Genomic DNA, 26,674 nt, shown 5'->3' on the forward strand with positions numbered 1-26,674 from the left:
CCGGAGGGCCGAAGGGGAGGCGGAGGAAGGCAGTGGGGGCGAGGACGGCGGGCGCGGCGGGCGCGGAGGCGCCGACGGCGGGCACGGACGCGTTCCGGAGCGAGGACCTGCCCGCCACGGAGCGGTTCGACTACTGGCGGGAGCTGATCGGCCGCACCCGGGACAGCGAGATGACCAGCGTGCACGCCGCCGATTTCCGGGCCGACATGCGGCGCCTGGAGCTGGGCCAGGCGACCCTGCTCAGGTCGTCGTTCCCGCCCTCGCGTTTCCGGCGCAGCGCCGGCATGGTGCGCCGCTCGGACCGGGAGGTGTACCACCTCACGCTGGTCCTCGACGGGGCCCTGGCGCTGACCCGCGAGACCCGCGGGTCCGGGGACCGCGTGACGACGTTCGGGGCCGGCCGGCTGTACGTGGTCGACAGCTCCCACCCCTACGACGTGCGGGGCATCGGGGCCGCCCGGGCCGGCCGGGGCGAGCCGCGGATCGAGGCGCTGGGCATCGACTTCCCGGCCGCCTCGCTGCCGCTCCCGCCGCAGCGGCTGCGCGAGGTGATGGGCCGGGGGTTCTCCCGCGACGAGGGCACCAGCGCCCTGCTCGCCGACTTCCTCCTCGGCCTGGACCGCCAGGCCGCCCTCCTGGGCCCCGCCGAGACGCCCCGCCTGGGCACCGTCGTCATCGACCTGGTCACCGCCTGGCTGGCCCGCGAACTCGACACCGAGGCCGCCGTCCCCGACGACGCCCGCCAGCGCGCCCTGGTCGAGAACGTCCGCACCTTCGTCCGCCGCAACCTGTCCGACCCCGGCCTCACCCCCACCGCGATCGCCGCGGCCCACCACGTCTCCGTCAGCTACCTGCACCGCCTGTTCACCCGCCACACCCAGGGCCGGACCCTCGCCGGCTGGATCCGCGCCGAGCGCCTGGAGAGCGCCCGCCGTGACCTCGCCGACCCCGCCCTGCGCACCCTGCCCGTCCACGCCGTCGCCGCCCGCTGGGGCATCCCGCGGGCCTCCGACTTCACCCGCGCCTTCCGCGCCGCCTACGGCCAGACCCCGGGCGAACACCGCCGGCAGGCCCTGGCCGCCGCCGGGCGGGTGGCGTAGGACCCGCCCCCGGACCCGCCCCGGACTCCGGGTACGCCGTCCGCGCCGGGGCTCGACTACGGGCCCCGGGCCCGTCAGGCCCGCCGCAGGGAGCCCACCACCGCCGACAGGTCCTGCTCGGCGATCGACGGGTCCGCCAGCAGCACCTCGCGGGCCGCCGACAGGACCCGGCCGCCGCCCGCCAGGGCGAGGTCCTTGGCGGCCAGCCGGACCGGGAAGTCCGAGTCCGCGCTGTGCGCCCGGGCCACCACCCCCGCGAGCGGCCCGGCCGCCAGCACCTCCCGCGCCAGCTCCTGCGACACGCCCAACTCCTCGGCTGCCGCCAGCACTTCGCCGACCACGGTGACCGAGGCCACGATCGCGCCGATCACCACCACCTTCAGCGCCGCGCCCGACCCCGGGCCGCCGCAGCGCCGCACCCGGCCCAGCTGCTCCAGGACGGGCTGCGCACGGTCCAGGTCGGCGTCCTCGCCGCCCGCGAAGACCGTCAGGTCGCCGGTCGCCGCCGGGCCCACGCTGCCGAGCACCGGGGCGTCCACCAGGGCGACGCCGTCGGGGAGCCGCTCGCGCAGTCCGGCGGTGGCGGCCGGGCCGATCGAGGACATGTCGATCCACAGTGCGCCCGGCGCCAGCTCCGCCGTGAACCGTCCGGCCACCTCGGCGACGGCCGCCGGGTCGGACAGCATGGTGACGACGACGCCCGCGCCCCGCACGGCCTCCGCCGGGCCGGCGGCCTCGGTGAGGCCGTCGGCGCGGCCGGGGGAGCGGTTCCAGACGGTCAACGGGTGGCCGGCGGCGGCGAGGCGACGGGCCATCGGCAGGCCCATGCGGCCCAGCCCCAGAAATGCGATCTTCTCCATGGCCGCAACGCTAGGCAGCCACGAGCCAGGCGACAAGCGAATGTCCCGCATGGTAGCCATGCGGGATGGACATGGCTTGGCTGGACGTCTTCCGCACCGTCGCACACCTCGGTTCCTTCACCGCCGCCGGCGAACGGCTGGGCTTCACCCAGTCCGCGATCTCCCGTCAGATCGCCACACTGGAAGGGGAGTTGGGCGCCGCGTTGTTCGACCGGCTGGCCCGCGGCGTGCGGCTGACCGAACACGGCCGCGCCCTGCTGCCGCACGCCGAGGCGATGCTGGACCGCCTCGACACCACCCGGCGCGACCTCGCCGCCCTCACCGAACTCACCGCCGGACACCTGCGGGTGGGCGCCTTCGACAGCGCCAACGCGGCCCTCGTCCCCGGCGCGCTCGCCGCCTTCCGCGCCGCGCACCCGCACGTCGAGATCAGCCTCACCGAAGGCCTCTCAGCCCACCTGCTGGACCTGCTCGCCGACGGCACGATCGACCTCGCCGTGGTCGCCTCGTACGGGCAGGACGCCTACGACGGCGAACAGTTCGAGCCGCGGCCGCTGCTGGACGACCCCGTGCTGGTGGCCCTGCCGCCCGGACACCGCCTCGCCGGCCGCAAGCGCCTGCGACTGGCCGAACTCGCCGACGAACCCTGGATCGCCGCCCGCCGCCACGCCGAATCAACCCTCCTCGCGGCCTGCCTGCGCAGCGGCTTCCGGCCCCGGATCGAGTACGCCGTCGGCGCCTGGACCGCCAAACTCGGCCTCGTCGCCGCAGGACTGGGCCCCACCCTGATCCCCGCCCTCGCCGCCCGCGCCGCCCGCCCCGACCTCGCCCTCGTCCCCCTGCACCCCGACGACACCCCGGTCCGGCACGTGTACACGGTGACGCGCAGGGGCCGGCGGGTGCCGCCGGCGGTGGCGGCGTTCACCGGGTTCCTGCGGGAGGCGGCGGGGGCGGGGGCGGTGACGGCGGCGGCCGGGACGGCGGCGGGGGAGTAGGGGAACGACGCTTCCGGTGAACGACCGCCTCCGTGACGACGGCCCCTCGCACGCACCCGCGCGTGAGGGGCCGTCCGGCGTCCGCGGACCCCCTTTGGTCAGCGGCGCAGCGCGAGGACACCCGCCACGGTGGTGAGCGCGGGGCCGAGGAGCAGGAACAGCCGGCGGGGGCGGGACTGCAGGGTCAGGCGGAAGCCGCCTGCCCGGAACTCCAGGAAGGGACGCTGCGGACGCTGCTGACGGCGCATGGGAATCTCCAGGGGATTGCGACAACCCGGTACGTCCCCCAGCACAATGGGCCGCAGGGCGGTTGCGTCAGGTCGCAACCCCGACTTGCGGCGGGAGAACGCAACTTGCCGACGGTGCAACACGGAGGAGAGCGCGGCGTGACCCGGGAGCAGATGCCCGCGCGGCGGGGGCTGGCCCCGCTGGACGAACGCCTGCAGGAGCCGGAGCGGCGCTGCGCCGAACGCCTGCGCGAACTGCGGGCCCGGACCGGCCTGTCCTCGGAGGACCTCGCCGAACGGCTGAGCGGGGACGGGATCCGCGTCGACCGGACCCGGCTGTCCAAGTTCCTCAACGGCCGGGAGGTGCCGCGCCGGGAGATCGCCGCCCGGCTCCACGCGCTGGCGGCGGAGTGCGAGGGCGTGGACGTGAACGCGGAGGAGGTCGCGGCGACCCGCGCGCTGATGTACGCGGCCGCGTGCGTGCGCAGCCCGCTGCAGGCCCGCGAGTTCGAACTCGCCACCGCCCGGGAGGACCTGGACCGCCACCGCGCCGAAGCCGTACAGGAGTTGGCCGACCTTCAACGGGACCTCCATGACGAGCGCAAGCGGCGCCAGGACGCGGAGGACGCGCTGGAGGACCTGGCCCTCCACAGCCGGGAGGAGGTCCGCGCGCTGACCGAGGAGCGGGACACGGCGCTCGACCGCATCGCGCAGCTGGAGGACCAGATCCGGCAGGCGGGGGCCGTGCTCAGACTGCGGGACCGGGACACCGAGACCCTCGACCGGATCACCCGGGCCACGGACGCCGAGTTGGCGGTGTGGGAGAGCGGCGGCACGGGCGATCTGGCGGGGATCTGCGCCTCGGTGGCCTACCTGCGCGACGCCGACGAGGACGCCGCCGCCGACCGCATCATCGAGCAGATCGCACTGGGCCATCCTGTCGGGGACATCGTGCGCCTTGCGAACGAGTTCCGGTCCCTCGGCCGCTTCCACGACAGTGTCAAGATCGAACACTCCCTCGTCCGTTTGCGGAAGCCCGTCGATCTCTTCCACTGGTTCGCCGGCGAATCCAGGTGGAGCAAGGAACGTGTGCGTCTCCTGGAGTCGATGACTGTCGTCGCGCCCGTCGAGCATTTGGCCCGGCTCCACAAGGCCTGCACGGATCACGGAAACGGCGACCTGGACTTCGACCTCCTGAGCAGCATCGTCGAGAGGCCTCGGGCGGTACCGGAGGGCACCGGTGACGAGTGGGTCGAGGATCTCCGGAGGAGCGTGGATGTCACGAAGCAGGTGCTGACCGAGGGGGCCGTAGCCGGCCCCGCTCAGCAGGAGGTGTCCGCCGCCGGCAGCGCGCCCGTCGACAGGTAGGCGTCGACGGCCTGTCGGGCGCACGGGCTGTAGCCGTTGAGGTAGACGGTGTGGACGCGACCGGGCACGGTGACCAGGCGGGAGGCGGGCATCCGGGCGTGCAGGGCGAGGGCACCCCGGTAGGGGGCATGGGTGTCGCCGGTGGACTGCACCTGCAGGGCGGGGACGGCGGTGCGCACCTCGACGAGCGGCTCCAGCGGGGCGCGGCGCCAGGAGGCGCACGGCGTGGGGCCGTTGTAGACCGGGCCGAAGACCGGCTGGGCGGGGCGGGCGCGGTCGACGGCGTCGCGGTACCACTGCGCCGAGCGCGGCATGGCGACGTCGTCGCACAGGATGCCGATCGCGGCCGCGAGGTCGGCGCCGCCCTCCGGGCCCGGGCCGACGACGGTGGCCAGCAGTTCGTGCAGGAGCGGGCCCGCCTGCACCGGCTTGCCGTCGGCGGCGTCCAGGAGCCGGCGCAGCACGTCCGCGTAGTCGGCGCTGTCACGGTCGTCGCCCTGGCAGACCGCGAGCAGGACCGGCAGCAGCCGGTCGTCGAGGCGGAAACCGTCGATCGCGATCGGCGCCGCGCCCGCCCGGCGGACCAGCCCCTCGACGGTGGCCCGCACGGCCGCCGGGGTGGCGCCCAGGCCGTACACGGCGTCACGCGGGGCGGCCCAGGCGGCGAAGTCGTCCAGGGCGCGTTCGTTGGCGCCGCCCATGTCCTGGAACATCCGGATGCCGTAGCGGGCCGGGTCGGGCGCGCTGTCCAGGACCAGGCGGTCGACCCGCTCCGGGTACAGCTGCGCGTACACGACGCCGAGCAGCGCGCCGTAGGACTGCCCGAAGAAGGAGGTGCGCTGCTCGCCGAGGGCGGCGCGCAGCACGTCCGTGTCGCGGGCGATGTTGCGGGTCGTCAGATGCGGCAGCAGATCGGGGTACCTGCTCCAGCAGGCGTCGGCGTCGGCCGCGGCGAGGTTCCAGGCCTGCTCGAAGCCGGCCCGGCCGGTGCCCACCGAGCGCAGCCAACTGCCCCTGACCAGGCCGCAGTCGAGGCCGCCGCTGGCACCGACCCCGCGGGTGTCCATGCCGATGACGTCGTACGCGGCGGCCGTCGCGGGCGCCATCGCGGCCCGCAGCTCGACGGGCATGGCCAGCCCGCGCCCGCCGGGGCCACCGGGGTTGGTCTGCAGGATGCCGCGGCGCCGGGCCGGGTCGGCGGCCCTGATCCGGGAGACCGCCAGGGACAGGGTGCGGCCCCGGGGCTCGCGGTAGTCCAGCGGCACGGTCAGGGTCGCGCACTCGGCGCTGGCGGCGGCCGGCTGCGGGTCCTGGCAGGGCGCCCAGGCGAGCGGCTGGCGGCGGTAGCGCTCCAGCGGGTCCCCGGCGCTGGTGGGGGCGCCGGGGGCGGCGACGGGCGCGGGGGAGGCGGCGGTGAGGACGGCGGCCGCCGACAGGGCCAGGGCGGCGGCAAGCGTCGGTATCGACTTCATGTCACCCACCCTAGAAGGCAGTTGACGAACAATCCGGCCGCAGGTTTCGGGCGTGTCGGCGGTCCGGTCCGGCCGGGGGAGCGGGCAGCACGACGACACCGCCGCCGTGCGTCCGATCCGCGCGTCCGATCCGTTCGTCCGATTCGTTCAAGGCCTCCGGGCCGTCCCCGACCTACCGTCGTGGGCATGACCTGGGTGAACGACAGCATGCTCGAACGCGCCGGCCGGTTCCTGTGGACCTCGGGGCGCGTCCTGGAACAGCGCCGCTTCGCGTTCCACTTCGGCGACGCAGGCGGATCCGCCGACCCCGCCGACCCCGCCGACCCCGCTGACCTCGCCGACCCCGCCGGGCCGCTCGCCGCACTGGACGCCTACACCACCCCCGACGGCGGCTACGCCTTCGGCCTCGAACCCGACGTCCGCGGCCCCGCCCCCCAGCCCATCGCCGTGCCCGCCGCCCTGCGCGTCCTGGAGGAGACCGGCGCCCTGCACGGCGAACGGGCCCGGCGGATCTGCGACTGGCTGACCGCCCGCACCACCCCCGACGGCGGCGTCCCCGCCGTCCTGCCCACCCTGCGCCCCTACCCCCGCCCGCCGTTCCTGCCCGTCCCCGACCACCCCGACGCCGACCTGCTGGCCACCGGCCAGATCGTCGCCCCCCTGCTGCGCTCCGGCACCGTCCACCCCTGGATCGAGCGGGCCACCGCCTTCTGCCGCCACGCCGTCGAGCACCTGGAACAGACCCACCCGTACGAGGCCGGTGCCGCCGTCACCTTCCTCGCCGCCGCCCCCGACCGCGACTGGGCCCGCCGCCAGGCCCGCCGCCTCGGCGACCTGGTGCGCGACCAGCGGATCGTCCTGCTCGACCCCGACCACCCCGACCGGGCCCGCCTCGCCGCCGGCTACGCCCCCGGCGAGCACCACCTCCCGCACGACTACGCACCCACCCCGGACAGCCCGGCCCGGCCCTGGTTCACCGACCGCGAGCTGCACCGCGGCCTGGCCCACCTGGCCGCCCAGCAGCAGGAGGACGGCGGCTGGCCGATCCGCTGGGCCCGCTGGTCACCCACCACCGAGGTCGAGGCCCGCCCCGGCGTCACCCTCGCCGCCCTCCTCACCCTGCGCGCCCACGACCGGGCCGCCGCCTGAACCCACCCCGGCCCCACGTCACCCCGATCTCAAGGCGGCTTGACCTCAAGGCGACTTGAGGTCCTACCGTCGATCGCATCCTGACGATCAGTCAGCGAACGATGCGAAGGAGTGCGGGACGTGACGATCAAGACGTACGCGCCGGAGGTCATCGCCGCCCAGCCCATCGGGGCGTGGGCCGGACTGGCCGGCCGCCTCGTGGTGGGAGGCCTGCGCGAACAGCTGGCGGTCGAAGGCCTCACCCAGCCGCACTGGTGGACGCTCAACCACGCCGCCGGCAAACCGGGCGGCTGGAACCGCACCGCCCTGGTCGAACGGCTCACCCCCTACGACGACCAGGACACCGACTTCGGCGCCGTCTTCGACGACCTGATCGCCCGCGGCTGGCTCGTCGAGGACGCCGACGGTGCCCTCACCCTCACCGAGGACGGCGAGGCCGGACGCCTGCGGGCCCGTGAACGCAACCTGCGCGTCCACGAACGCACCCACGTGGGCGTCGACCCCGAGGACTTCGTCACCACCATCAACGTGCTGCGCCGCATGGTGGCCAATCTGGGCGGCAACGGGAACCTCCCCGACTGACCGCCGCCGGCCCCTCGAAGGAGGCCTCCGACCACGGTCGGAGCCTCCTTCGCCATATCGGGGGAGGGATGGGGGCCGGGGAGAATTGACCCACGAAAGCTGTTGATGATTGCCACATGATCATGGGTCTATTCGGCCGTAGATTGATCACATGACGACGACGAAGAACACCGCCACCACCGCCACCGCCACCGCCCCGCAGGCCCCCGTCCTGACCCGCAGCGCCGAAGCCGAGACCTGCGCCGACCCGAGTGCCACCATGACCCTGCTCGCCGAGACGGACCCCGGACAGGGCGGCTTCACCGTCTACCGCTCCACCTTCTCCGAAGGCGCCGCCGGAGCCCCCTCGCACTTCCACACCAAGGCCTGGGAACTGTTCTTCGTGATCAGCGGCTCCCTGGAGGTCCTCGTCGACGACGAGGTCACCGTCCTCGGCGCAGGCGACTTCCTCGCCGTCCCCCCGCACACCCCGCATGCCTTCGCCGCCGCGCCCGGCGCCGAAGCCGACGTGCTGTGCATCTTCACCCCCGGCATGGACCGCTTCGACTACCTGCGCCTGCTGGGCAGCGTCATGCGTGGCGAGACCCCGCCGGCGGCCATCGCCGCCTCCTCCGAGCGCTTCGACAACCACTACGTCGACAGCCCCGCCTGGCGCGCCGCCCTGGAGCGCCGCGCCTGAGCGACCGGCGTCGGCCTCCACGTTTCGGTGCCCGGCGCCCCGGCCCGCGCCCGCTCGACGGGCCGGGACGGGCCGGGTGTGGAACGGTGGAAGACCAGGGGTGTCCCGGTTGCGAGAGGAGTGGCCATGTCGTCGAAGCGCCGCCGCAAGAAGAAGGCCAGGGCCAGGCGCGGGGCCAACCACGGCCGCCGCCCCCAGTGCTGAACGGCTGAGCGGCCGACCACGCGGCCGCCGGCGGGGATGACCCCCGCCGGCGGCCGCGCCCGTGCCCCGCCTCACGGCGCGGGTGATCCGGTGCGTGGGTGGGCGTCGGTGGCGTGTCCTACGGTGGGTGCCGTGGACGAGTACGCGGTGCCGATCCTGCCGAGCCGGGACCCGGACGAGACCCTGGAGTTCTACGCCCGCCTGGGCTTCGAGCCGCGCGGGCGCTGGGACGGGGAGGACGGCTACCTGATCCTCGCCCGGGGCACGGTCGAGCTGCACTTCCGCCACGACCCCCGGGTGGACCCACTGACCACGGCCGGCAGCTGCTACCTGCAGGTCCGCGACGCGGACGCGCTGCACCGCGAGTGGGAGCGGCTCGGCGTGCCCACCGACCCGGCCACCGGCAGCCGGCTGGCGCCGCCCGTCGACACCGCCTACCGGATGCGGGAGTTCGCGCTGGTCGACCGCAGTGGAAACCTGCTGCGGATCGGCAGCCCGTCCGGCCGGCGGTAGGGGGTCAGCCCTCGACGGGGAACTGGCCGTCCCGGATCGCGGTGATGAAGGAACTCCACGCGGCGGTCGGGAAGATGAGGGAGGGGCCGTCGGGGTCCTTGGAGTCACGCACCGGCACGGCGCCTGGCAGGAATCCGGGGGCCACCTCGATGCAGTCGCCCCCGTCCGGGCCGCTGTAGCTGCTCTTGCGCCAGCTGGCTGTGTCGAGCTCGTTCCGCATCATCTCTGAACCCTTCCAGCGCCTCGGCGATCAGGGCGCGCGATTCAGTCGGCGCAAGTACACCGCTGGGTGAGGTCGAAGTCTCGTCCGGCGGGCCGTGGCTTCGGAGGCGGATCCTCGCGCGGCCTTCACCGGGTGGCGGGTTGGTGACCCCACCGGCGAACTGCGGTCAGCGCACCACGGGGATCGCCCCGGAGCGCCAGTCGGCCAGCCGCTTCCGGATGCTCGCCACCATCGGCAGCCCGTCCGTTTCGGCCGGGGTGAACCACGCCACCTCGTGGGACTCGTCGGACACCTGCAGCTCCCCGCCGACCGGCCGCCCGAGGAGGCAGACGGAGAATTCCTGGCGGACCTCTCCGTCGTCGTAGGCGAAGACGTGGCGGGGGTTGGTGTAGGTGCCGACGATCCCGGTGATCTCGACATCAAGGCCGGTCTCCTCGCGCGTCTCGCGGATGCCGCACCCGGCGAGCGACTCCCCGATGTCCATCCTGCCGCCAGGCAGGGCCCACATCCCGTTGTCGGTACGGCGCTGGAGGAGGACACGGCCCGCACCGTCGACCACGACGACGGACGCGGCCGGGACCAGCGAGTTCGCCTCGGGGGCGTTCGGATCGTCCTCGTAGTCACGCCTGGGCATGATCCACCACCTCCGCTGTCGGGATCGTCCACACATCACGCCCCTTCGCCCACAAGTCCTCGACGTGACCGGCGAAGCGATCGAACACCCCGTCGTCCTGGGCCCGCCTGAAGTGCATCATCGGGGCGTCATGTCCGATCCTACCGGGCAGCAGCGGCGTGACGATCATGTCGTCGTCGAAGCGGAAGACGCTGAGTGAGACGTGCGCGGTCTCGTATCGTGCCTCGATCGACGTGTCCCGCAGCTTGGCCAGTTCGGACAGAGTGACCTCGATCCGGGTCGACAAGCTCAGTGGGACATCCTCCTCCAGCTCGCGCTGACGGGTGACCGGATGTTCGGGATCGCCCAGGATGAAGCGGGCCCGAACACCAGCTGCTGCCTTCTGTCGAAGGAGGCTGCCGAAGTTCGCGTGCTCCAGCCACAGGAAGTAGTTGGTGTACCCGGCGAACGTCAGCTCCCGGGTTGCCCCCTTCAGCAGTTGACGCCACAACGCTGCCGGCGCTGCCGATCGGTACGGGTACATCTGCACCAGCTCCCGATCCGGGCCCGATTTCACAAGCTGTTGCACGGATGGCCAGAGCACGGTTTCCTCCTCGCCGAGAGCCTGTCCGGCCGCTGCGCGGTGTCGGGCGTGGGGCTCGCGAGAGGGGTTTGAGAGCCACCGGTCGACGGTCTTGGGGTCGACACCGCACGCACGCGCGAGCTTGGACGAGGTCATGTTGGCACGGACCATTGCGTCACGGAGTGGGATGTTCATCGGCCGGCCTTCCAGTTAGGGACGTTTCAAGGTCTACCAGTCAGATGTCCCAAAAGTCCTGCAAACGCGGTATGACGTCCTGTCGGGCTGCCCGACGATTCGAGCGTGACAGATGCCGCGCTGCCCACCCACGTTCAGCTTCAGGCCGCATCCCGCATCCGCTGCGGTGACGAGGGTGGCGAGTCGGCTTGGTCGGCCACGTCCATACGCCCACCAGGTCTGGTCGGGCCCCGCTCGGTTGGGCGGTCGTTGCACACCCCACATGCCTCGGCGACGAATCGTGACCGCCGTCGTTGAGTTCGTCCCCGCCGTCGGATCGCGTCGTGATCGGACTCAACGTACGCAGGGGGGTCGGTGCCCAACCGCCGATTGCCAGCTCGACGATCTCTCATTACATGCGATCAAGCTGTAACGCCAGGACATTTGGGTGGCGCCGAATCAGACACGCGCAGCGTGGCAGTGCGCTCCCTCCGTACGCCCCATTCCACCCCCCGAGGTACTTCGCCATGCTCGCTGCCTGCCGCCCCCGCACGTTCGCCGCCCGGCTCGACTCCCGCACCGCCTCCACGCCGTTCGCCCGCCACTTCCTCCGGGCCTACCTCGCCGGCCTTCCCTTCGGGGACCGTTACGCCGATGTCGCCGAGTTGTTGCTCGGCGAGCTGTTCGCGAACGCGGTCCGGCACTCCGACGCGCCCGCCGACCGGCTGATCGAGGTCCGCTTCGCCGTCGTCGGCGACCGCCTGCGCATCGAGGTGCACGACGCCGGTTCCGGGCGTCCCTCCGTTCGCTCCTCCATGCCGGACGAGGAGTGCGGGCGGGGGCTGTTCCTCGTCAACGAGCTGGCCGAGCGCTGGGGTTGCTGCCCGCGCTCCGGCGGCATCGGCAAGTTCGTCTGGGCCCTCGTCGCCCCCTCCCTCCCCGTCGTCACCGTCACCCCCGCCACCGTCTGAAAGCCGCGCCCCGATGCCTTCGCCCTCCCTGACCACCCTCGCCCGGCACGCCCTCTCCCGGGGCACCACCCCCGCCGCCGCCTACGCCCTCCTCGCCCGCCGCACCCGTGAACCGCTGCCGTCCGCGCGGGCGGTGTGCCTGGCCCTTTCCATCCCCCTGGCCGAGGTCACCCGCCGCCTCAACGACTGCTACCACGCCCTGCTCGCGAACCCCCGCCCGAGCTCCGAGGCCGACACCGGTGAACTCCTCGAAGCCCTGGGTGTGTTCGACGTCCCGGTCACCCTCGACCCCACCGGCCGGGCGATCGTCGCCCACTTCCTCACCGCCGTCGACGCCATGGGCGGCATCCGGTCCGGTCACCAACACGGCCTCACCCGTTGGTTCACCACCGGCAACCTCGCCACCGCCTACCTCTCCCTCGCCGCCGCCCACCCCACGCCCCGCACGGGCGACCCCGCCGTCTACTGGACCGCCCTCGTCACCGCCGGCGAACTCCTCACCACCACCCCCAACCCCGACACCCGCATCGGATACGCCCTCGCCCACTGCCGCACCCAGGCCGCCACCCACGCCGTCCGCACCTGAAGGGCCGTGCCGCGCGCAGGAAGTCGACCCCGCCGACTTCCTGCGCGCACCCCGGCCGTCCTGGTGTGTTGGACCTCGTCGGTCTCGGGGGTAGGCCACCTCCCGGCCGGGCGGGTCGGCGATCCCCTCCGCCGGGTGCCGGTTCGGCCGAAGAGGCGCTGCGACGCAGGCCGGGGGAGGGCCGCCGGGAACGCAGAGAGACCGCCTGGGCCGCTGGGGCCGGGCGGTCTCTGCTGTTCGGACGGGCCCATGCGCCAACACGGCCCGCTGCCGATGTTCCCGAGATTGTCGGAGTGAACAGCGCCCCCCGGGTTCCGGACCCGCAGGTCCTGGTGACGCCGCTGCAAATCGTCACACCCGGCCCGGAGGGCTTACAAGGGGGTGCTGCACAAAGGCGCATCAAAATCCGGTTTCGAGGCGCTGAACTGCCCCTTTCTGCTACGGCGTTCGGAAGACCACGGGCGGGAGCCGGGGCGGCGGCGCATCAATCCGCGCGATGTTCACCGAACCGATTGGGAATCACCCGTACGCCTGACAGAGTGTCACCCCAACGGACATCCAGTGCGACGCCAACCGCGCGAAGTGCCCGTCAGTCGGAGTGAACAGTGATACAGGAAGGGGTTCCCTCGATGACGAGGAAGCGAAACAGGCGCGCCCGCACCCACTGCGCGGCCGGTGCGCCGGAGCCCGCGCGGCCGGTCCCGCCCCGGCGGCCCGCGTTCGGCCGGACGGCCGTGGTCGTCGTGGTGGTCGTCCTGACGGTCGTGACGGCCGCCGCGCTGGTGGCGACCGGCATGTCGGCCGGGGTGGCGCTCGAACTGGCCGCCGGAGGCTGGCTGCTGGCCGCCAGACTGCGACAGGAGCGGGTCTAGCGGGGAGCGCCTGCCTGCGATGGGACGCCGGGAGAAACCGATCGAGGCGACCGAGCCGGCGCTGGGCCGGCTGGCCGCATGGCTGCGCGAGCAGCGCGAACGCTCGGATCTGACCTACCGTCAGCTCGCCGTTCGGACCAACTACCACGCCACCACCCTGCAGCGGGCCGCCAGCGGCCGCACCGTGCCGAACTGGAAGGTCGTCGAGGCCGTCACCCGCGAATGCGGCGGCGACCTCAAGACGGCCCGGCGCAAGTGGGCCCAGGCCAACTACTGGGCCCACGTGCCCCGCCCCTCCGGAACCAGGCGGCTGCGGGCGCCCCGGCGGGTCGACCCCCAGCAGGTCGACTCCTTCGCCGACCTGCGCCGGGCGATGCACGAGATGCGCCGCAAGGCCGACTGGCCCTCCCTCAAGGAACTGGACCGCCGGGCCCGCGACAAGGGCCGGCGCCTGCCGGCCAGCACCCTGGCCCTGGTCCTCAAGGGTGAGGCCCCGCTGCACAAACCCGTGTTCCTCACCTACATGGAGGCCTGCGAGGTCAGGGAGGTCCGCCGCGCCCTGTGGGCGGCGGCCTGGGAGCGGACGAACAACGCCCGCACCCCGGTACCGGTCAACTCCCGGACGCACCACAGCGAGTTCGCCCGGGCCATGCAGTCCTCCAGCGGCGGCACCTCGACGGACATCCTGTTCCGGCTGTGGGTGACCCTGCGCAACAGCCTCGCCGCCGACCGGGCCGAGGACCCCGGCCACCGCGCCGCGGCGGGCCGCGAAGGCACCGACGACAACCCGCCGGTGCCCGTGTGACCGGGCCTGCGGACGGAGCACGCCACGTGCTCCGTCCGCGGGCCGGCACCCACCCCGGGACACCACCATGCCGACACCACCACGCCCACCAGTCGCCTCCGGGGCCGCCCTGGGCCTGTGGGCGCTGCACGACCTCCATCTGCGCCACTACCTGGACTACGCCGCCCTGCTCCTGCCGGCCGACGACGCGCCGCTGGTCGTCCGCGCCGCCTTCGAGGAGCTCGGCGGCCACTGGCTCGACGCCCTGGCCACCGCGAGCCCGGCGGCCTGCGCCTGGCAGGCGGTGCGCCGCCGCGTCCGCGCCCTGGCCGGCCCGCGGCCGTTCGGCCCGGTGGCCCACCTCACCGCCACCCAGCAGGACGTCCTGCTGCTGCACCTGGTCCTCGACCTGTCCGCCGCGCAGGTCGCCGCCCTCACCGGCACCGAACCCGCCGCCGTCCACGTCCAGCTGCGCTCGCTGGCCGCCGCCCGCCGCTGAGACGGCCCGCCGGGCTGCCGACTTCCCGCGCACGCAGGCATGCAGGCGCGCGGGCATGCCGGCGACCCACCTGCCCGAATGCCGCCAATTCGTGGCCTGAGCAGGGCGCGGACAGGGCCACCGGCCGATCGCCGCATACGAGCGCGCGCCGGCGACCACCGTCGAGGCGGCAACCGGCAACACCGCCACGAACGGGGACGCACACCGCGCCGCCGACGCGGATCGGGCAGCACCCGCAAACGTTCCACCAGCGAGAGCTTTGCGGCATCCTCCAGAGCGGGCGACTTGACGAGACGGGCGGCGGCAGACTGACGGCACATCGAAGCTCCAGCGGTGCAAGGCGACTTGGGAAGGTCACCTCGTTCAACCGGAGCTCGATGCATACGTGACGGGCCGCCCCGGACTCTCCAGGCCGCTCCGACCTGGAGAGTCATGTGATCACCGGGACTTTGAAACGCCCCTGCGTCTCTGCCACCGAGGCACCGGCACTATGCCTGGCCCGCGGAAACGCGCCCGTCATACCGGAAAGACAACGGCTTCTGAAACGCCCCTGGTGTGCGCGGAGAACAAGATCCTGGTGCGCTGTCAGGCAAATCGCCCCCGTGCTCCCGTATTTACGATGAGTTCCGGTCGTCGGCCTCTCCCGGCTGTCGGCGTAGACCGACCGCGCCTGTCTTCCCACCGCAACCGGACTTCCGCGCCGCGTTCACGTGCCGGCTCGGCTCGGCTCGGCCGAAACCCTCTGTCTCATAAAGGATCGGGATCATATGAACAGACTCTCCGCACTGGTGCTGTCCCTGACGGTCGGCATGGGGCTGCTGGGCGCGACAAGCGAGGCGGCGGTCGCGGCGCCCCACGTCGCGGTCGCGAGCGAGCAGGTGCACGGCACTTCGCGATCCAGCGCAGCCCAGCTCGTCGACTGGCCGGTGATCAACTGGGACATTTCGAGCATCACCGACGGCGGTGCCGAAATGGAGCAGCGCTACTACCAGCTGATCAGCCAGATCCACTCGGCCACCTACGGAGGTGCGACGGGCGAGTCCAGCATCACGCAGACGACTCAGGACACGAGAAGGATCATCCAGATCCAGGTGAACGACACGAACAACCAGCACCTGGTCTCGTTCTACATGTGGGCCGACACTCTCTACATCGCGGGCTACTACTCGCCGGGTGCAAACGAGCACTGGGCCTTCCAGGACGATCGAACGCAGCTGCTCCAGCAGCTCACGGGGACGCAGTTCAGGTTCATGCCTCGGACCGGAAGCTATTCCAGCCTGACCGGTGGAAATTCCCGCCAGGATCTGCACCTCGGGGCTCATAGCATCTACTCGGCGATGGCCGGGCTGCATGAAGTCCGCTCCCACGACAACGTCAGGACGGATCGCGGTCTGCTGATGGCGATCACCATCCTCTCCGAGGCCGCTCGCTTCTCCCCGATTCTGGATCGCGTCCGCCAGAACATCAGGGAGTGGCGAGACGATACCCTGAGTCTCGATTACGCCAATATGGAGAACAACTGGGGAAGCCTGTCCACGGCGGCCCACGCCTGGCGGACCGGGCACAATGCCACGGTCAATGTGATCGGCCAGAATGTCAGCAGCTTCGATGCCATGCGCCGGGTTCTCCACTTCGTCGAGCTCCACGGATCGGAAGCCCGGCTGTAGCCAGGGGTGTTTCAAAGTCCTGATGATCATGTGAGTCCGCAGGCCAGGCTGTCGGACCGCCCGTCACGTACGCAACGAAGCTCCGGTTGAACGGGGTGACCTTCCCAAGTCGCCCTGAACCGCCGGAGCTTCGATGTGTCGTCGGTCTGCCGCCGTCTGTCTCGTCAAGTCGCCTGCGCTGGAGGGTGTTGCGGGGCTCTCGCTGGTGGAGCGGTTGGCCGCGGCGCGCGCACCCGGCACGTTCGCACGGGGAATCCCACCCACTCACGCGGCGGACAGCCACCGGGCTTCGACGAGGAGCGGCACAGACAAGAAGCCCAACATCGTCGAACGAGCCATCAACAAGCTCAAGAACGCCGGAGCGGTCGCCGCCGGATACGACGAACGCGGCTACGTCCACCGCGGCACCATCATCGCGGCAGCCCTCGCCATCCGGCTCCACACGTGATCGGCCGGACGGCGGCTAGAGGTTCAGCCGCAGCTGAAGTCGGCAGCCGCCGGGGCGGTTGTCGGTGTCGACGGTGAGCGGCACCGGGTGGCCCGGGTACGCGGTGTAGAGGTCGTTCGGGAGCGCGCCGCCGTACTGGCTGACGTCGCCGTTGCCGGCGTACCGGACGTCGAGGGTGACGGAGGCGGTGTTCGACACGAGGAAGGTGAGCGTGCACCCGCCCGGCCGGCTGTCCGTGTCGATGCGGATCGCCGGGCCGAAGGTGAAGTTCGGCGTGGCCGGGATCCGGTAGTCGCCCTGGTTGCCGCACTGGCCCGGGGCGGTACCGGGGGCGGACTGGAACGCGTACCGGACGGAGGCGTCGCCCAGCTCGTTCTGCGGGTCGAAGATGCCGAACGCGAGCAGGCAGCCGCCCGGGCGGTCGTCGGTGTCGAGCACGATCTCGTCGGACCAGTCGCCGGTGAGGTTCCACTGCTCGCCCCGGTGTCCGCCGCACTGGCCGGGGTCGCCGTCCGGCTCGAAGCGGATGCCGAACTCCGCGGGGCTGAACTGCCGGGGCGCGGCGTGCGCGGCGGGCGTGGCAGGGGCGGGGAGGACGGTGGCGGTGGCCGTCGTGGTGGTGGCGGTGGTGACGGTGGTCGTGGTGGCGGCGGCGAGCAGGGCGAGTTTCCGGATGACGTGGTGCACGCTGGTGGTTCCCTTCGGTGCAGGGCCTGGCGGCCCTCCTGAGGCACAGGGATTCCGGCGGCGTGGACACGCCAAACGAAAACGGGGGATGCTGGCGGAGAAGTCACTGGAAAGGACGGCGGGCCGTCACCCGGGGCCCGCCCGGCGACTGATGCGTGCGGCACGCGGGGCGCCCCACGAGAAGTCGGACCGGCCGGCTTCCTGGGCAACACCCCTTCGCCCGCGCCCTCTTGCGGCTGCACCCGACGGGCGGCAGCGTGACGGAAACAGCGCTGCTCCGGCCGGCGGGGTAGGCGGCGGGAACCGGACGACGGGCGGACCCGCCCCGGGGTGAGCCGCGGAGGGGCCCGGGTCCGTAGACGTGGAAGGGCGCCCCCTGCCGGAGGGGACGCCGGGGCGTCAGGAGGCGGGCATGCTCAGGTTCCACGGAGCGTGGCGGATCACGGTGGTCGGACGCAGCGCCGACTTCGACCAGCGGGCCGTCGTGCGCGGACCCTACGGCCTGCGGATGCTGGCCGGACGGGTCGGCGCGACCCTCGACGTGGACGAGGACAGCTGGACGCTGTCCCTGGAACACCACCTGTGGGGGCGCAGCTGGCAGCCGAACCTGCGCACCACCCCGGGACCGGTCACCGAACGCGACGGCGTGCGCAGCCAGTTGCTCACCAGCAACGACTGCCACCAGCCGGGCAAGCCGCTGGACTACGTCAACTTCGTCCTGCGGCTGGACCAGGCCCTCACCCCGGCCGTCGTACCGTCCGCCTCGCCACTGCGCGCCGCCCGGCCGAACGGGGTGCCGATCGCGGCGTCGATCGCCGCGCCCGTCCGGGCCGTCCGCACCTCGTCGTCGGGCGGGCCGGGGGCGGGCGGGCCCGGGGTCGAGGTCCCGGGCGTCACGGTCCCGGGCGTTCCCGTCGAGGGTGTCCCCGCGGCCGTGCCGGGGCGGACCGTGCGGCGCTCCACCTGGTAACCGTAGCGGCGGCAGCAGCCGTAGCGGCCGCCGCGATCGTGGGCGCCCGCCGTGATCGCCGGGCCCCGTCGGCGCACGGCTAAAGTCCCAGGTGAGAACCGTCGCGCCCGAGGAGACCACGCCATGCCGACCGACCCCGCCACCGGAGCCCCCGCCCGCCCGCAGCCCGCGCGCCTGGGACTGGGCACCGCCGCCGTCGGCCGGCCCGGCTACATCACCCTCGGCCGTGACACCGACCTGCCCGCCGACCGCACCGTCGAGGCGCTGCGCGAACGCACCCACGCCCTCCTCGACGCCGCGTACGCCGCCGGGGTGCGCTACCTCGACACCGCCCGCTCCTACGGCCGCGCCGAGGAGTTCCTCGCCCAGTGGTTGGACGAACACCCCGAGGCGGCGGCCGAGGTGACGGTCGGCAGCAAGTGGGGCTACACCTACACGGCCGGCTGGCGGACCGACGGGGTCTCCGCGCACGAGGTCAAGGAGCACTCCACGGCGGTGTTCGACCGCCAGGTCCGCGAGACCCGCGCCCTGCTCGGCGACAGCCTCGACGTCTACCTCGTCCACTCCGTCGTCCCCGGCAGCCCTGCCCTCACCGACCCCGCCCTGCACGAGCGGCTGGCCACCCTCGCCGCCGAGGGCGTGCGGGTCGGCCTGTCCACCAGCGGCCCCGCCCAGGGCGACACCATCCGCGAGGCCCTCGCCGTCACCGTGGCCGGCCGCCCGCTGTTCACCGCCGTCCAGGCCACCTGGAACCTGCTGGAGACCTCCGCCGCCCCCGCCCTCGCCGCCGCCCACGCGGCCGGCTGGCTCGTCGTCGTCAAGGAAGGCATGGCCAACGGCCGCCTGGCCGGCCGCAACGCCACCGGCCCCGACACCGCCGCCCTGCGCGTCCTCGCCGAGCGCACCGGCGCCACCCCCGACGCCCTCGCCCTGGCCGCGGCCGCCGCCCAGCCCTGGGCCGACGTCGTCCTGTCCGGCGCCGCCACCCTCGACCAGCTCGCCTCCAACCTGACCGCGGCCGGGGCGGGGCTCACCCCGCAGGACCTCGCGGCCCTCGACGGCATGGCCGAGCCGGCCGGGGCGTACTGGCACACCCGCTCGCAACTGCCCTGGGCCTGACGGGCACCCACCCGGCGCGGAGGTCAACTCCTGCGGTGCGGCCGGTGCGGCCGGTGCGGCGGTGCGGCGGTACGGGGGTACCGCGGTGCGGCGGTACGCCCGGCCGTCGTGCTTGCCTGCCCGGCCGTGGTTCCCCGCTACTCGGCCGCCGTGCCCGCCCGCCACTCGTCCAGGTAGCGGAAGAACACCTCCAGGGGCGGTTCGTCCCCGGCGGCGTCCTCGACCGCCCGGGCCCAGCCCAGCACCAGCGACAGCCCCTTGGCCCGGTTCAGCCACTCCGGGAACGCCCCGACGGCAGGGGCGAATTCGAAGGGCTCGTCCACGCCGTGGGTGTCGAGCGCGACGCCGTACCCGATGAGCATCGCCTGCAAGTGCTGCAGGGACCCGTCGGGCAGCCACGCCCCGGGCCGGAGCCGGACCTGCGCCAGGAAGTCGTACACGTCCCGGAACTCGGTGGGCGGCCGGGGCATCGGCCCGGCCCCGTGATCAGCTGACATCCGCCCACCCTATGCCGCCGCCCGTCCCGAAATCCGGTCGCGGCGGCTGCGGGACGCCTGGGACGATCGGCCGATGCGCGTGAACTTCGACGGGGTCACCCCGGTGCCGCGGATGCTGCTGCTCCGCGACTTCCTGCTCCACTCCGACTTCCGGGTCGGACTGGACGAGCCGCTGTTCGTCGCGGCGGGCGACCGGCTCTCCTACGACAAGGGCGACGTCGTGGTGACCCGTCCCACCGGCGAGCAGCAACGGCACCCGGCGGGCAGGAGCCACTGGATCTGCAGCCGGTAGGCACGGGCACCGGGGCCGTGCGGCCGGCACCCCGGGGGGCGCAACGCCGTTGTCGGTGCCCGCTCCTACGGTGGGCGCCATGACGCAGCCCCTGGACCTCGCCGCCGCCCTCGCCCACCTGCCCGTGCCGCTGCCGCCCGGCCGCCCGGTGGGGGAGGACGGCAGGGAGCCGCTGCTGTGGATCACCGACGCGCCCACCCCCGCCGGGCTGTGGGCGCAGCTGCACCGCGCGCACCCGCAGAGCGGGCTGTGGCCGCTGCTGCTCACCCCGCTGGACCGCACCGCCCCCGACTACCGGCCCTGGCTGTCGGGCGAGTTGTACCCGAGCGACGCCGGCGTCGCCGAGCTGTACGACCCGGCCGCGCTGCTGCGCGGCTGGTGGCAGACGCGCGGCTCCGGCGAGGCCGAGGACGACCGCGGGGACGACGACGGGGACGACGACGAGATCGCCGAGGCCCTGGCCCCCTACGGTTTCACCTGGCCCGGTACCGCCCCCGCCGTCGACGTGCCCGACGGCGCGGCCGGTGCCGAGGCCCGCGGGCTGGCCGACGTGCTGCAGTCCGTCAAGGACGTGCGCCTGGGCCTGGTGCGGGCCGACAGCGGCGCCGAGGCGCTGGCGGTGTGCGGGTGGAGCGGGCCCACGAACCACGAGAACGACATCGCCAAGGTCGCCGCCGTGCTCGCCGACTGGGAGCGCCGCTTCGGCGCCCGGGTCGTCGACGTCGGCTTCGACACCCTGGAGCTGAGCGTCCCGGTGCCGCCCGCCACGCTCGCCGAGGCGCTCCCGGTGGCCGCCGAGCACATCTCGCTCTGCCCCGACCTGGTCTTCCAGGGCACCGGCAGCCTCACCGAGTACGCCCGCGAGCTGGTGGGCGCCCACCAGTGGTCGTTCTGGTGGGACTGACCCGACCTGGGAGAATGGGGCGCCCGGCAGCCCGTCGGAGCCCGCCCGCATCCGGGCACCCGACCGGCCGAGCGCCCGAACACCCGAGGAGTACGCCCTGAACACCGCCTGGGCCGAAGTCCTGTCCGCAGGCCTGCTGGCCCTGGTCCTGGTCTGCGCCGTCGCCCGGCCCTGGGGGTGGCCGGAGGCCGCGGCGGCGGTGCCGGCGGCCGCCCTGCTGGTCGCGGCCGACGCCGTCCCCCTCGACCACGCGACCGCCGAGGCCGCCCGGCTCGGGCCGGTGATCGGCTTCCTCGCCGCCGTCCTGGTCCTGGCGAAACTCTGCGACGACGAGGGGCTGTTCCGCGCCTGCGGGGCCTGGATGGCGCGCAGCGCGGCCGGGCGCCCGCGCCGGCTGCTGGTGCAGGTGTTCGCCGTCGCCTCGGTGGTGACGGCGGTGCTCAGCCTGGACGCCACCGTCGTGCTGCTCACCCCCGTCGTCCTGGCCACCGCCACCCGCCTGGGCGCCCGGCCCGACCCGCACCTGTACGCCTGCGCCCACCTGTCGAACACCGCCTCGCTGCTGCTGCCGGTGTCCAACCTGACCAACCTGCTCGCGTTCACCGCCAGCGGCCTGAGCTTCGGCCGCTTCGCCGCGCTGATGGCCCTGCCGTGGCTGACGGCGGTCGGCGTCGAATACCTGGTACTGCGCCGCTTCTTCGCCGCCGACCTGGACGCCGGCGCGAGCGCGCCGCCCGCCGGGGAGGCGCCCGCGATGCCGCTGTTCGCCCTGGTCACGGTCGGCTGCACGCTCGCCGGGTTCGTCGTCACCTCGGCGCTGGGCGTCGACCCGGTGTGGGCGGCCGCGGCCGGTGCCGCCGTGCTGGCCGTCCGCGCCCTGGCCCGCGGCCACGCCACACCCGCCGACGTGCTGCGCTCGGCGAACCCGCCGTTCCTGGCGTTCGTCCTCGCGCTCGGCGTCGTGGTGCGCGCCGTCGTCGACAACGGACTCGCCACCGGCCTGGCCCACCTCGTCCCGCACGGCACCGCGCTGCCCGCCCTGCTGGGCACGGCGGCGCTGGCGGCCGTCCTCGCCAACGTCATCAACAACCTGCCCGCCACGCTCGCCCTGGTGCCGCTGGCCGCGCCGGCCGGGCCCGGCGCCGTCCTGGCGGTGCTGCTCGGCGTCAACATCGGCCCCAACCTGACCTACGCGGGCTCGCTGGCCACCCTGCTGTGGCGCAGCATCGTGCGCGAGCGCGGCGTCCCGGTGCGGCTGCGGCAGTTCACCCACCTCGGCCTGCTCGCCGTCCCGGCCACCCTGGGCGTCGCCGTCCTGGCACTGTGGGCCTCGCTGCGCCTGATCGGCACCTGACGGCGGAGCCGGGCGCCGCGGAGGCCTCCGGCACGAGACGGCCGGGTCGGGCGCCGCGGAGGCCTCCGGCACGAGACCGCAGGGTCGGGCGGTCCGTCGCGCGGGAGGGCGAGGACTCCGTGGGGAGTCCCCGCCCCGGGGCGGACGTCAGGCGGACTCGGTCGGGAAGCCGGCCTCGACCCAGTCCTGGATGCCCTCGCGGTACTTGCGGACGTCGGTGTAGCCGAGACGCGTGAGCCGGTCGGCGACCTGTCCGCTGTTGGGGCACGCCGGGTTGGAGCAGTAGGTGACGATCGCGGCGTCGCGGTCGGGGAGCACGGCGGGTGCCAGGGCGTCGACGTCGGCCGGGGCCAGTACCACGGCGCCGGGCAGGTGCTGGCGCGCGTAGTACTCGCCGCCGAGCGCGTCGACCACGGTCACCGAGCCGTGCTCGATCGCCGCCGCCAGCTCGTCGCGGGTGATGAGTGCGGTCATGTCGCTTCCTCCCAGGAAATCGGACTACAGTCCTGTTATGGCTCACGACAGTAACGGACTGCAGTCCGGTTCGGCAATCCCGCTGGAACTCCTGCTCACGCCGCCGCCCGCCGAGCGCGCGGACGCGGCCCGCAACCGGGCCGCGGTACTGGAGGCCGCCGCCCGGCTGTTCGCCGAGCAGGGCGTCGAGGCGGTGTCCATGGACCAGGTGGCCGCGGCTGCGGGGGTCGGCAAGGGCACCCTGTTCCGCCGGTTCGGCGACAAGTCCGGGCTGGCCGCCGCGCTGCTGGACGCCCGTGAGCGCGTACTGCAGGGCGCGATCCTGCACGGGCCGCCCCCGCTCGGCCCCGGTGCCCCCGCCGACGAGCGCCTGGCCGCGTTCCTCGACGCCTACTTCGACTACCTGCTGGAGCACCTGGCGCTGGTCCGGATGTCCGAGACCGCCACTCCCGGCGCCCGGTACCGGATCGGGGCCTACCGGTTCTGGCACCGCCACGTGGCGATCCTGCTCGCCGCCGCACCCGACCCCGACCACGCCGCTCACGCCCTGCTCGCCGCGCTGGCGGCCGACCACGTCGCCGCGCTCCTGCCGGAGCTCGGAGAACAGCGGATGCGTGCCGGCCTGCTCCGCCTCGCCCGGTCGGCGGCCTGACCACCCCGTCCCTCCAGGCCGCGACCGCCCGGCCCGCCCGCGACCGCCCGCGACCGCCCGGCCCGCCTGTCCTCGGGCGTGTCAGTACTCCGAGCTGGGCGCCTCCGTGGTCGGCCCGAGGTCCGGCTCGTCGCGCAACTCCAGTGCCTCGCCGTGCTGTTCGAGCTCCAGCGCGACCAGCTCGTTGCCGCCCGCCCGCCACAGCGGCGCCGGGGCGTACAGGGTGCGCTGCGGGCCGACGGCGGCGTAGCGGCCGAGCAGGAAACCGTTGAGCCACAGCAGCCCGCGGCCCCAGCCGGGCAGGGCGACGAACGCGTCCGCGGGGGAGGGGAGTTCGGCGGCGAAGCGGTGGAACACCGGTTCGCCGTCCCGGGCCGGGGTGCCGGGCGTGCCCGGGGCGAAGCGCAGCGCCGACAGGTCGGTCAGCGGCAGCGGCCGGATCCGCCAGCCGAACAGCCGCTGGCCGCCGTGCGAGACACCGCGGGTGATGCCCTTGCGGTCGTCCATGTTCGGGCCGTAGTTCACCCGGCCCAGTGCCTCGACCAGGACGTCCAGGGTGACGCCGTCGGTGCCGGTGGCCAGTTCCAGCGTGGCGCCGGGGTCGTTGCGGTCGAGGGTGCCCAGCGGGCGGCCGTCCGCGAACACCTGCGCCCGGTCGGCGAGCCCGTCGATGCACAGCGGCAGTTCGGGGCGCGGGCCCGGCACCCGGGTGCGGTAGTGGATCAGGCCCAGGGACTGCCCGAGCTGCTCCATGGGCAGCGGCGCGGCCCGTTCCACCGGTTGCGACAGCGCGTCCAGGCTCTCCAGCAGGGCCACCCGTCCGTCCGCCCGCTCCAGGCGCTGCGGCGCCACCCGGGGCGCGGGGGCGGGCAGTTCGTCCTGCGGCAGGTCGACGTAGCGGCCGATGACCTCGCGCAGCGCGTGGAACTTGGCGGTCAGCTCGCCGCCCTCGCCGATCGGCGCGTCGTAGTCGTAACTGGTGACGGTCGGCTCGTACCCGGCGTCCAGCGGGTGCGCCCCGGAGTGGTTGGCGCCCGACCACAGGCCGAAGTTGGTGCCGCCGTGGGCCATGTAGAGGCTGACGGAGGCGCCGGTGGCCAGCAGTTCGTCCAGTGCGGCGGCGGTCTCCTTCGCGTCGCGCACGTGGTGCGGCAGGCCCCACCGGTCGAACCAGCCGATCCAGAACTCCATGGCGGTCAGCGGCCCTTCGGGCTGGTGGCGGCGCAGCACCGCCAGCCGCTCGGGGGCGCGTGAGCCGAAGGTCACGGTGGCCAGGTGCCCGGGCAGAGCGCCGCCCTGCTGCATGGTGTCGTGGGCGCCGTCGGTGGTGAACAGCAGGCAGTCCACGCCGCGCCGCTCCAGCCCGTCGCGCAGGTGGCGCAGGTACGCGGTGTCGTCGCCGTAACTGCCGTACTCGTTCTCCACCTGCACCGCGACCACCGGCCCGCCCCGGCTCGCCAGCAGCGGCAGCAGCTCGGGCACCACCGCGTCGAACCAGCCGTCCACCTCCGCCAGGTACGCCGGGTCCGCGCAGCGCAGCCGTAGCCCGTCCACGGCCAGCAGCCGGGCCGGCAGGCCGCCGAACTCCCACTCCGCGCAGATGTACGGGCCCGGGCGCAGGATCACGTCCAGCCCCATGTCCCCGGCCAGCCGCACGAACCGGGCCACGTCCCGCCAGCCGGTGAAGTCCACCCGGCGGTCGGGCAGTTCGTGGAAGTTCCACGGCACGTAGGTGTCCACCGTGTTCACCCCCAGCGCCCGCACCCGCCGCAGCCGGTCCTCCCACAAGTCGGGGTGGATCCGGAAGTAGTGCAGTGCCCCGGCCACCACCCGGTGTGCCACCCCGTTCCGCACGAACCCGTCCGCGTCGTACCCGAGCATGCGCACACCCGCCTTCCGGCCTGGACAACCCGTCCCCGCCGAGCCTAACCGGGCGGGGAGGCCCCGATTGCTCACCTGGGGTGATTGATTCCCCACTCTCCGAGCTATCGCCGCCTTCGGGATGCGACCTTCCGTACATGGGGATATTTGTCTCGCGTTCGTGCGCCACCACGTGAACATGCTCGGCCGGTACTCCTTCCAGCTCCCGGAGCTGCCGGGCGGGATGCGGCCGTTGCGCGAGCCGGTGGCCGAGGACTGGTGAGGTGTACCGGGAGCCGAGGTGGGGTGTCAGCCGGCGCGGTGCGTCTCCTCGGGGGCACGCGGCTCGGTGCTGGAGGTGCTGGTCCAGCTGGCGAGGATGCCGAGTGCTTCGGCGGAGGGGGAGGCGGGTTCGGGGGTGTAGATGACGAGGGTCTGATCGGGGTCGCCTTCGACGGCCAGGACCACGTAGTCGAGGGTCAGGTCGCCGACGATCGGGTGGTGCAGGCGTTTGGTGCCGGTGGTGTGGGCGTGGACGTCGTGGTCGGCCCACATGCGGCGGAAGGTGTCGCTGTGCAGGGACAGTTCGCCGATCAGCTCGGTGAGCTGTGGGTCGTCGGGGTGGCGTCCGGCGTACAGGCGCAGGGTGGCGACACAGTCGCCGGCGACCCGCTCCCAGTCGGCGTACAGCGTGCGGGCGGCGTCGTCGAGGAAGACGAAGCGGGCGGAGTTGCGCTCGCGGTGGGGTCGGGCCTGGAAGTCGGTGATGAGGGCGTAGCCGAGCTGATTGGCTGCCAGGACGTCCATGCGTCGCCCCAGGACGATGGCGGGGGCGCTGAGGCAGTCCAGGGCGCGATACAGGGCTGGGCGGACCTTCTGCGGGCTGAGCGGCCGCCTGGTGCGGGTGCGGGTGGTGGTGGGCTGAGCGAGGTCGAAGAGGTGAGCGCGTTCGGTGTCGTCCAGCTGTAGGGCGCGGGCGACCGCCTCCAGGACGGCTTCGGAGACGCCCTGGGTGCGGCCCCGCTCCAGGCGGATGTAGTAGTCGACGCTGACTCCGGCGAGCTGGGCGACTTCCTCGCGCCGCAGTCCCGGCACCCGGCGGGCCCGCGGATCCGGGGCGAGGCCGGCCTGTTCGGGGGTGATCCGGGCTCGTCGGGTGCGCAGGAACTCACGGATCTCGGTGCTGCGGTCCATGGATCCACCGTACGGCGGCCCCTCGCGCGTGTGCGGTCCCGAAGGGGTACTGGCAGACCCTGGGAAGAGCCGTGCCCCGTACGGCGGCCCGGCGGTGGTCGG

The 26,674-nt window shown here is 73.6% G+C and carries 31 protein-coding genes; 20 read left to right on the plus strand and 11 right to left on the minus strand.

The window, feature by feature from the left end; translation table 11 throughout:
- Positions 1-32: 32 nt before the first annotated feature.
- Entirely contained in the window at positions 33-1,100 is a 1,068-nt protein-coding gene (locus AB0D10_RS13050; RefSeq protein WP_360254926.1) for an AraC family transcriptional regulator, read from the plus strand.
- Between the two features lie 74 nt (positions 1,101-1,174).
- On the opposite strand, the gene AB0D10_RS13055 is transcribed toward AB0D10_RS13050, so the two are convergent.
- Positions 1,175-1,960, minus strand: a complete 786-nt coding sequence (locus tag AB0D10_RS13055; RefSeq protein WP_360254928.1) for an NAD(P)-dependent oxidoreductase — start codon at positions 1,958-1,960, stop codon at positions 1,175-1,177.
- Between the two features lie 65 nt (positions 1,961-2,025).
- Here AB0D10_RS13055 and AB0D10_RS13060 point away from each other — a divergent pair, with 65 nt between their 5' ends.
- Positions 2,026-2,955, plus strand: coding sequence for a LysR substrate-binding domain-containing protein (locus AB0D10_RS13060; protein ID WP_360254930.1), 930 nt, complete (start codon positions 2,026-2,028; stop codon positions 2,953-2,955).
- A gap of 98 nt (positions 2,956-3,053) precedes the next feature.
- On the opposite strand, the gene AB0D10_RS13065 is transcribed toward AB0D10_RS13060, so the two are convergent.
- On the minus strand, positions 3,054-3,203 hold the full coding sequence (locus AB0D10_RS13065) for a hypothetical protein (protein ID WP_360254932.1): 150 nt from the start codon (positions 3,201-3,203) through the stop codon (positions 3,054-3,056).
- Between the two features lie 138 nt (positions 3,204-3,341).
- Between AB0D10_RS13065 and AB0D10_RS13070 the strand changes: the two genes are divergently transcribed.
- Entirely contained in the window at positions 3,342-4,550 is a 1,209-nt protein-coding gene (locus AB0D10_RS13070) for a helix-turn-helix domain-containing protein (protein ID WP_360254934.1), read from the plus strand.
- Here AB0D10_RS13070 and AB0D10_RS13075 read toward each other — a convergent pair.
- Positions 4,505-6,022 (minus strand): alpha/beta hydrolase, encoded by a 1,518-nt coding sequence (locus AB0D10_RS13075; protein WP_360254936.1) that lies wholly within the window; start codon positions 6,020-6,022, stop codon positions 4,505-4,507. The genes AB0D10_RS13070 and AB0D10_RS13075 overlap by 46 nt on opposite strands.
- A 186-nt stretch (positions 6,023-6,208) precedes the next feature.
- Here AB0D10_RS13075 and AB0D10_RS13080 point away from each other — a divergent pair, with 186 nt between their 5' ends.
- The 4 genes from AB0D10_RS13080 (at position 6,209) to AB0D10_RS13095 (ending at position 9,149) form a co-directional block, all read left to right on the plus strand.
- A complete protein-coding gene (locus AB0D10_RS13080) occupies positions 6,209-7,171 on the plus strand; it encodes a hypothetical protein (protein WP_360254938.1) in 963 nt (320 codons plus the stop codon).
- A 120-nt stretch (positions 7,172-7,291) separates the two neighbouring features.
- On the plus strand, positions 7,292-7,753 hold the full coding sequence (locus AB0D10_RS13085) for a MarR family transcriptional regulator (RefSeq protein ID WP_360254940.1): 462 nt from the start codon (positions 7,292-7,294) through the stop codon (positions 7,751-7,753).
- Between the two features lie 151 nt (positions 7,754-7,904).
- Complete coding sequence (locus tag AB0D10_RS13090) at positions 7,905-8,432, plus strand: cupin domain-containing protein (protein WP_360254942.1); 528 nt, start codon at positions 7,905-7,907, stop codon at positions 8,430-8,432.
- A gap of 336 nt (positions 8,433-8,768) precedes the next feature.
- Entirely contained in the window at positions 8,769-9,149 is a 381-nt protein-coding gene (locus AB0D10_RS13095; RefSeq protein WP_360254944.1) for a VOC family protein, read from the plus strand.
- Between the two features lie 4 nt (positions 9,150-9,153).
- Here AB0D10_RS13095 and AB0D10_RS13100 read toward each other — a convergent pair whose 3' ends face one another.
- The 3 genes from AB0D10_RS13100 to AB0D10_RS13110 form a co-directional block, all read right to left on the minus strand.
- Complete coding sequence (locus AB0D10_RS13100) at positions 9,154-9,372, minus strand: DUF397 domain-containing protein (protein WP_360254946.1); 219 nt, start codon at positions 9,370-9,372, stop codon at positions 9,154-9,156.
- A 166-nt stretch (positions 9,373-9,538) separates the two neighbouring features.
- Positions 9,539-10,006 (minus strand): NUDIX domain-containing protein, encoded by a 468-nt coding sequence (locus AB0D10_RS13105; RefSeq protein WP_360254948.1) that lies wholly within the window; start codon positions 10,004-10,006, stop codon positions 9,539-9,541.
- Positions 9,993-10,724: an XRE family transcriptional regulator gene (locus AB0D10_RS13110; protein WP_360254950.1), complete on the minus strand. Its 732-nt coding sequence runs from the start codon at positions 10,722-10,724 to the stop codon at positions 9,993-9,995. Before AB0D10_RS13110 ends, AB0D10_RS13105 begins: the two co-directional genes overlap by 14 nt.
- A 545-nt stretch (positions 10,725-11,269) precedes the next feature.
- On the opposite strand from AB0D10_RS13110, the gene AB0D10_RS13115 reads away from it, so the two are divergent.
- The 7 genes from AB0D10_RS13115 (at position 11,270) to AB0D10_RS13145 (ending at position 16,569) form a co-directional block, all read left to right on the plus strand.
- Entirely contained in the window at positions 11,270-11,713 is a 444-nt protein-coding gene (locus tag AB0D10_RS13115; RefSeq protein ID WP_360254952.1) for an ATP-binding protein, read from the plus strand.
- Positions 11,714-11,726: 13 nt separating this feature from the next.
- Complete coding sequence (locus AB0D10_RS13120) at positions 11,727-12,299, plus strand: hypothetical protein (RefSeq protein WP_360254954.1); 573 nt, start codon at positions 11,727-11,729, stop codon at positions 12,297-12,299.
- Positions 12,300-12,928: 629 nt separating this feature from the next.
- Positions 12,929-13,171 (plus strand): hypothetical protein, encoded by a 243-nt coding sequence (locus AB0D10_RS13125; protein WP_360254956.1) that lies wholly within the window; start codon positions 12,929-12,931, stop codon positions 13,169-13,171.
- 19 nt (positions 13,172-13,190) lie between these two features.
- Complete coding sequence (locus tag AB0D10_RS13130; RefSeq protein ID WP_360254958.1) at positions 13,191-13,976, plus strand: helix-turn-helix transcriptional regulator; 786 nt, start codon at positions 13,191-13,193, stop codon at positions 13,974-13,976.
- Positions 13,977-14,043: 67 nt separating this feature from the next.
- The gene (locus AB0D10_RS13135) at positions 14,044-14,454 is read left to right on the plus strand and encodes a sigma factor-like helix-turn-helix DNA-binding protein (RefSeq protein ID WP_360254960.1); all 411 of its coding nucleotides are present in this window, start codon (positions 14,044-14,046) and stop codon (positions 14,452-14,454) included.
- A gap of 767 nt (positions 14,455-15,221) precedes the next feature.
- Complete coding sequence (locus AB0D10_RS13140) at positions 15,222-16,121, plus strand: ribosome-inactivating family protein (protein ID WP_360254962.1); 900 nt, start codon at positions 15,222-15,224, stop codon at positions 16,119-16,121.
- Between the two features lie 133 nt (positions 16,122-16,254).
- Positions 16,255-16,569, plus strand: a complete 315-nt coding sequence (locus AB0D10_RS13145; protein WP_360254964.1) for a hypothetical protein — start codon at positions 16,255-16,257, stop codon at positions 16,567-16,569.
- Positions 16,570-16,584: 15 nt separating this feature from the next.
- Here the strand turns inward: AB0D10_RS13145 and AB0D10_RS13150 are convergent, their stop codons facing one another.
- The gene (locus tag AB0D10_RS13150; RefSeq protein WP_360254966.1) at positions 16,585-17,256 is read right to left on the minus strand and encodes a hypothetical protein; all 672 of its coding nucleotides are present in this window, start codon (positions 17,254-17,256) and stop codon (positions 16,585-16,587) included.
- Between the two features lie 412 nt (positions 17,257-17,668).
- Here AB0D10_RS13150 and AB0D10_RS13155 point away from each other — a divergent pair, with 412 nt between their 5' ends.
- Both AB0D10_RS13155 and AB0D10_RS13160 read left to right on the plus strand, forming a co-directional pair.
- A complete protein-coding gene (locus AB0D10_RS13155; RefSeq protein ID WP_360254968.1) occupies positions 17,669-18,226 on the plus strand; it encodes a hypothetical protein in 558 nt (185 codons plus the stop codon).
- Positions 18,227-18,349: 123 nt separating this feature from the next.
- On the plus strand, positions 18,350-19,345 hold the full coding sequence (locus AB0D10_RS13160) for an aldo/keto reductase (RefSeq protein ID WP_360254970.1): 996 nt from the start codon (positions 18,350-18,352) through the stop codon (positions 19,343-19,345).
- A gap of 137 nt (positions 19,346-19,482) precedes the next feature.
- Here the strand turns inward: AB0D10_RS13160 and AB0D10_RS13165 are convergent, their stop codons facing one another.
- The gene (locus AB0D10_RS13165; protein WP_360254972.1) at positions 19,483-19,842 is read right to left on the minus strand and encodes a hypothetical protein; all 360 of its coding nucleotides are present in this window, start codon (positions 19,840-19,842) and stop codon (positions 19,483-19,485) included.
- 73 nt (positions 19,843-19,915) lie between these two features.
- On the opposite strand from AB0D10_RS13165, the gene AB0D10_RS13170 reads away from it, so the two are divergent.
- The 3 genes from AB0D10_RS13170 to AB0D10_RS13180 all read left to right on the plus strand — a co-directional run bounded on the left by AB0D10_RS13170 (position 19,916) and on the right by AB0D10_RS13180 (position 22,392).
- Positions 19,916-20,134, plus strand: a complete 219-nt coding sequence (locus tag AB0D10_RS13170) for a hypothetical protein (RefSeq protein ID WP_360254974.1) — start codon at positions 19,916-19,918, stop codon at positions 20,132-20,134.
- A gap of 79 nt (positions 20,135-20,213) precedes the next feature.
- Entirely contained in the window at positions 20,214-21,038 is an 825-nt protein-coding gene (locus AB0D10_RS13175; RefSeq protein ID WP_360254976.1) for a DUF4253 domain-containing protein, read from the plus strand.
- A gap of 97 nt (positions 21,039-21,135) precedes the next feature.
- The gene (locus tag AB0D10_RS13180) at positions 21,136-22,392 is read left to right on the plus strand and encodes an SLC13 family permease (protein ID WP_360255261.1); all 1,257 of its coding nucleotides are present in this window, start codon (positions 21,136-21,138) and stop codon (positions 22,390-22,392) included.
- 147 nt (positions 22,393-22,539) lie between these two features.
- On the opposite strand, the gene AB0D10_RS13185 is transcribed toward AB0D10_RS13180, so the two are convergent.
- Positions 22,540-22,866, minus strand: a complete 327-nt coding sequence (locus tag AB0D10_RS13185) for a rhodanese-like domain-containing protein (protein ID WP_360254978.1) — start codon at positions 22,864-22,866, stop codon at positions 22,540-22,542.
- 37 nt (positions 22,867-22,903) lie between these two features.
- On the opposite strand from AB0D10_RS13185, the gene AB0D10_RS13190 reads away from it, so the two are divergent.
- The gene (locus tag AB0D10_RS13190; protein ID WP_360254980.1) at positions 22,904-23,518 is read left to right on the plus strand and encodes a helix-turn-helix domain-containing protein; all 615 of its coding nucleotides are present in this window, start codon (positions 22,904-22,906) and stop codon (positions 23,516-23,518) included.
- Between the two features lie 81 nt (positions 23,519-23,599).
- Here AB0D10_RS13190 and AB0D10_RS13195 read toward each other — a convergent pair whose 3' ends face one another.
- Positions 23,600-25,399: a beta-galactosidase family protein gene (locus tag AB0D10_RS13195; RefSeq protein WP_360254982.1), complete on the minus strand. Its 1,800-nt coding sequence runs from the start codon at positions 25,397-25,399 to the stop codon at positions 23,600-23,602.
- A 288-nt stretch (positions 25,400-25,687) separates the two neighbouring features.
- A complete protein-coding gene (locus AB0D10_RS13200; protein ID WP_360254984.1) occupies positions 25,688-26,572 on the minus strand; it encodes a helix-turn-helix transcriptional regulator in 885 nt (294 codons plus the stop codon).
- Positions 26,573-26,674 lie beyond the last annotated feature (102 nt).

It is taken from the genome of Kitasatospora sp. NPDC048545 (assembly GCF_040651155.1).
Classification (GTDB): domain Bacteria; phylum Actinomycetota; class Actinomycetes; order Streptomycetales; family Streptomycetaceae; genus Kitasatospora.

Bases quoted from the DNA above. Each gene is read 5' to 3' on its own strand.
- AB0D10_RS13055 (WP_360254928.1), bottom strand. From the start codon at position 1,960: ATGGAGAAGATCGCATTTCTGGGGCTGGGCCGCATGGGCCTGCCGATG.
- AB0D10_RS13060 (WP_360254930.1), top strand. From the start codon at position 2,026: ATGGACATGGCTTGGCTGGACGTCTTCCGCACCGTCGCACACCTCGGT.
- AB0D10_RS13065 (WP_360254932.1), bottom strand. From the start codon at position 3,203: ATGCGCCGTCAGCAGCGTCCGCAGCGTCCCTTCCTGGAGTTCCGGGCA.
- AB0D10_RS13075 (WP_360254936.1), bottom strand. From the start codon at position 6,022: ATGAAGTCGATACCGACGCTTGCCGCCGCCCTGGCCCTGTCGGCGGCC.
- AB0D10_RS13080 (WP_360254938.1), top strand. From the start codon at position 6,209: ATGACCTGGGTGAACGACAGCATGCTCGAACGCGCCGGCCGGTTCCTG.
- AB0D10_RS13090 (WP_360254942.1), top strand. From the start codon at position 7,905: ATGACGACGACGAAGAACACCGCCACCACCGCCACCGCCACCGCCCCG.
- AB0D10_RS13100 (WP_360254946.1), bottom strand. From the start codon at position 9,372: ATGATGCGGAACGAGCTCGACACAGCCAGCTGGCGCAAGAGCAGCTAC.
- AB0D10_RS13105 (WP_360254948.1), bottom strand. From the start codon at position 10,006: ATGCCCAGGCGTGACTACGAGGACGATCCGAACGCCCCCGAGGCGAAC.
- AB0D10_RS13110 (WP_360254950.1), bottom strand. From the start codon at position 10,724: ATGACCTCGTCCAAGCTCGCGCGTGCGTGCGGTGTCGACCCCAAGACC.
- AB0D10_RS13115 (WP_360254952.1), top strand. From the start codon at position 11,270: ATGCTCGCTGCCTGCCGCCCCCGCACGTTCGCCGCCCGGCTCGACTCC.
- AB0D10_RS13120 (WP_360254954.1), top strand. From the start codon at position 11,727: ATGCCTTCGCCCTCCCTGACCACCCTCGCCCGGCACGCCCTCTCCCGG.
- AB0D10_RS13125 (WP_360254956.1), top strand. From the start codon at position 12,929: ATGACGAGGAAGCGAAACAGGCGCGCCCGCACCCACTGCGCGGCCGGT.
- AB0D10_RS13130 (WP_360254958.1), top strand. From the start codon at position 13,191: ATGGGACGCCGGGAGAAACCGATCGAGGCGACCGAGCCGGCGCTGGGC.
- AB0D10_RS13135 (WP_360254960.1), top strand. From the start codon at position 14,044: ATGCCGACACCACCACGCCCACCAGTCGCCTCCGGGGCCGCCCTGGGC.
- AB0D10_RS13140 (WP_360254962.1), top strand. From the start codon at position 15,222: ATGAACAGACTCTCCGCACTGGTGCTGTCCCTGACGGTCGGCATGGGG.
- AB0D10_RS13145 (WP_360254964.1), top strand. From the start codon at position 16,255: ATGTGTCGTCGGTCTGCCGCCGTCTGTCTCGTCAAGTCGCCTGCGCTG.
- AB0D10_RS13155 (WP_360254968.1), top strand. From the start codon at position 17,669: ATGCTCAGGTTCCACGGAGCGTGGCGGATCACGGTGGTCGGACGCAGC.
- AB0D10_RS13160 (WP_360254970.1), top strand. From the start codon at position 18,350: ATGCCGACCGACCCCGCCACCGGAGCCCCCGCCCGCCCGCAGCCCGCG.
- AB0D10_RS13165 (WP_360254972.1), bottom strand. From the start codon at position 19,842: ATGTCAGCTGATCACGGGGCCGGGCCGATGCCCCGGCCGCCCACCGAG.
- AB0D10_RS13170 (WP_360254974.1), top strand. From the start codon at position 19,916: ATGCGCGTGAACTTCGACGGGGTCACCCCGGTGCCGCGGATGCTGCTG.
- AB0D10_RS13175 (WP_360254976.1), top strand. From the start codon at position 20,214: ATGACGCAGCCCCTGGACCTCGCCGCCGCCCTCGCCCACCTGCCCGTG.
- AB0D10_RS13185 (WP_360254978.1), bottom strand. From the start codon at position 22,866: ATGACCGCACTCATCACCCGCGACGAGCTGGCGGCGGCGATCGAGCAC.
- AB0D10_RS13190 (WP_360254980.1), top strand. From the start codon at position 22,904: ATGGCTCACGACAGTAACGGACTGCAGTCCGGTTCGGCAATCCCGCTG.
- AB0D10_RS13195 (WP_360254982.1), bottom strand. From the start codon at position 25,399: ATGCTCGGGTACGACGCGGACGGGTTCGTGCGGAACGGGGTGGCACAC.
- AB0D10_RS13200 (WP_360254984.1), bottom strand. From the start codon at position 26,572: ATGGACCGCAGCACCGAGATCCGTGAGTTCCTGCGCACCCGACGAGCC.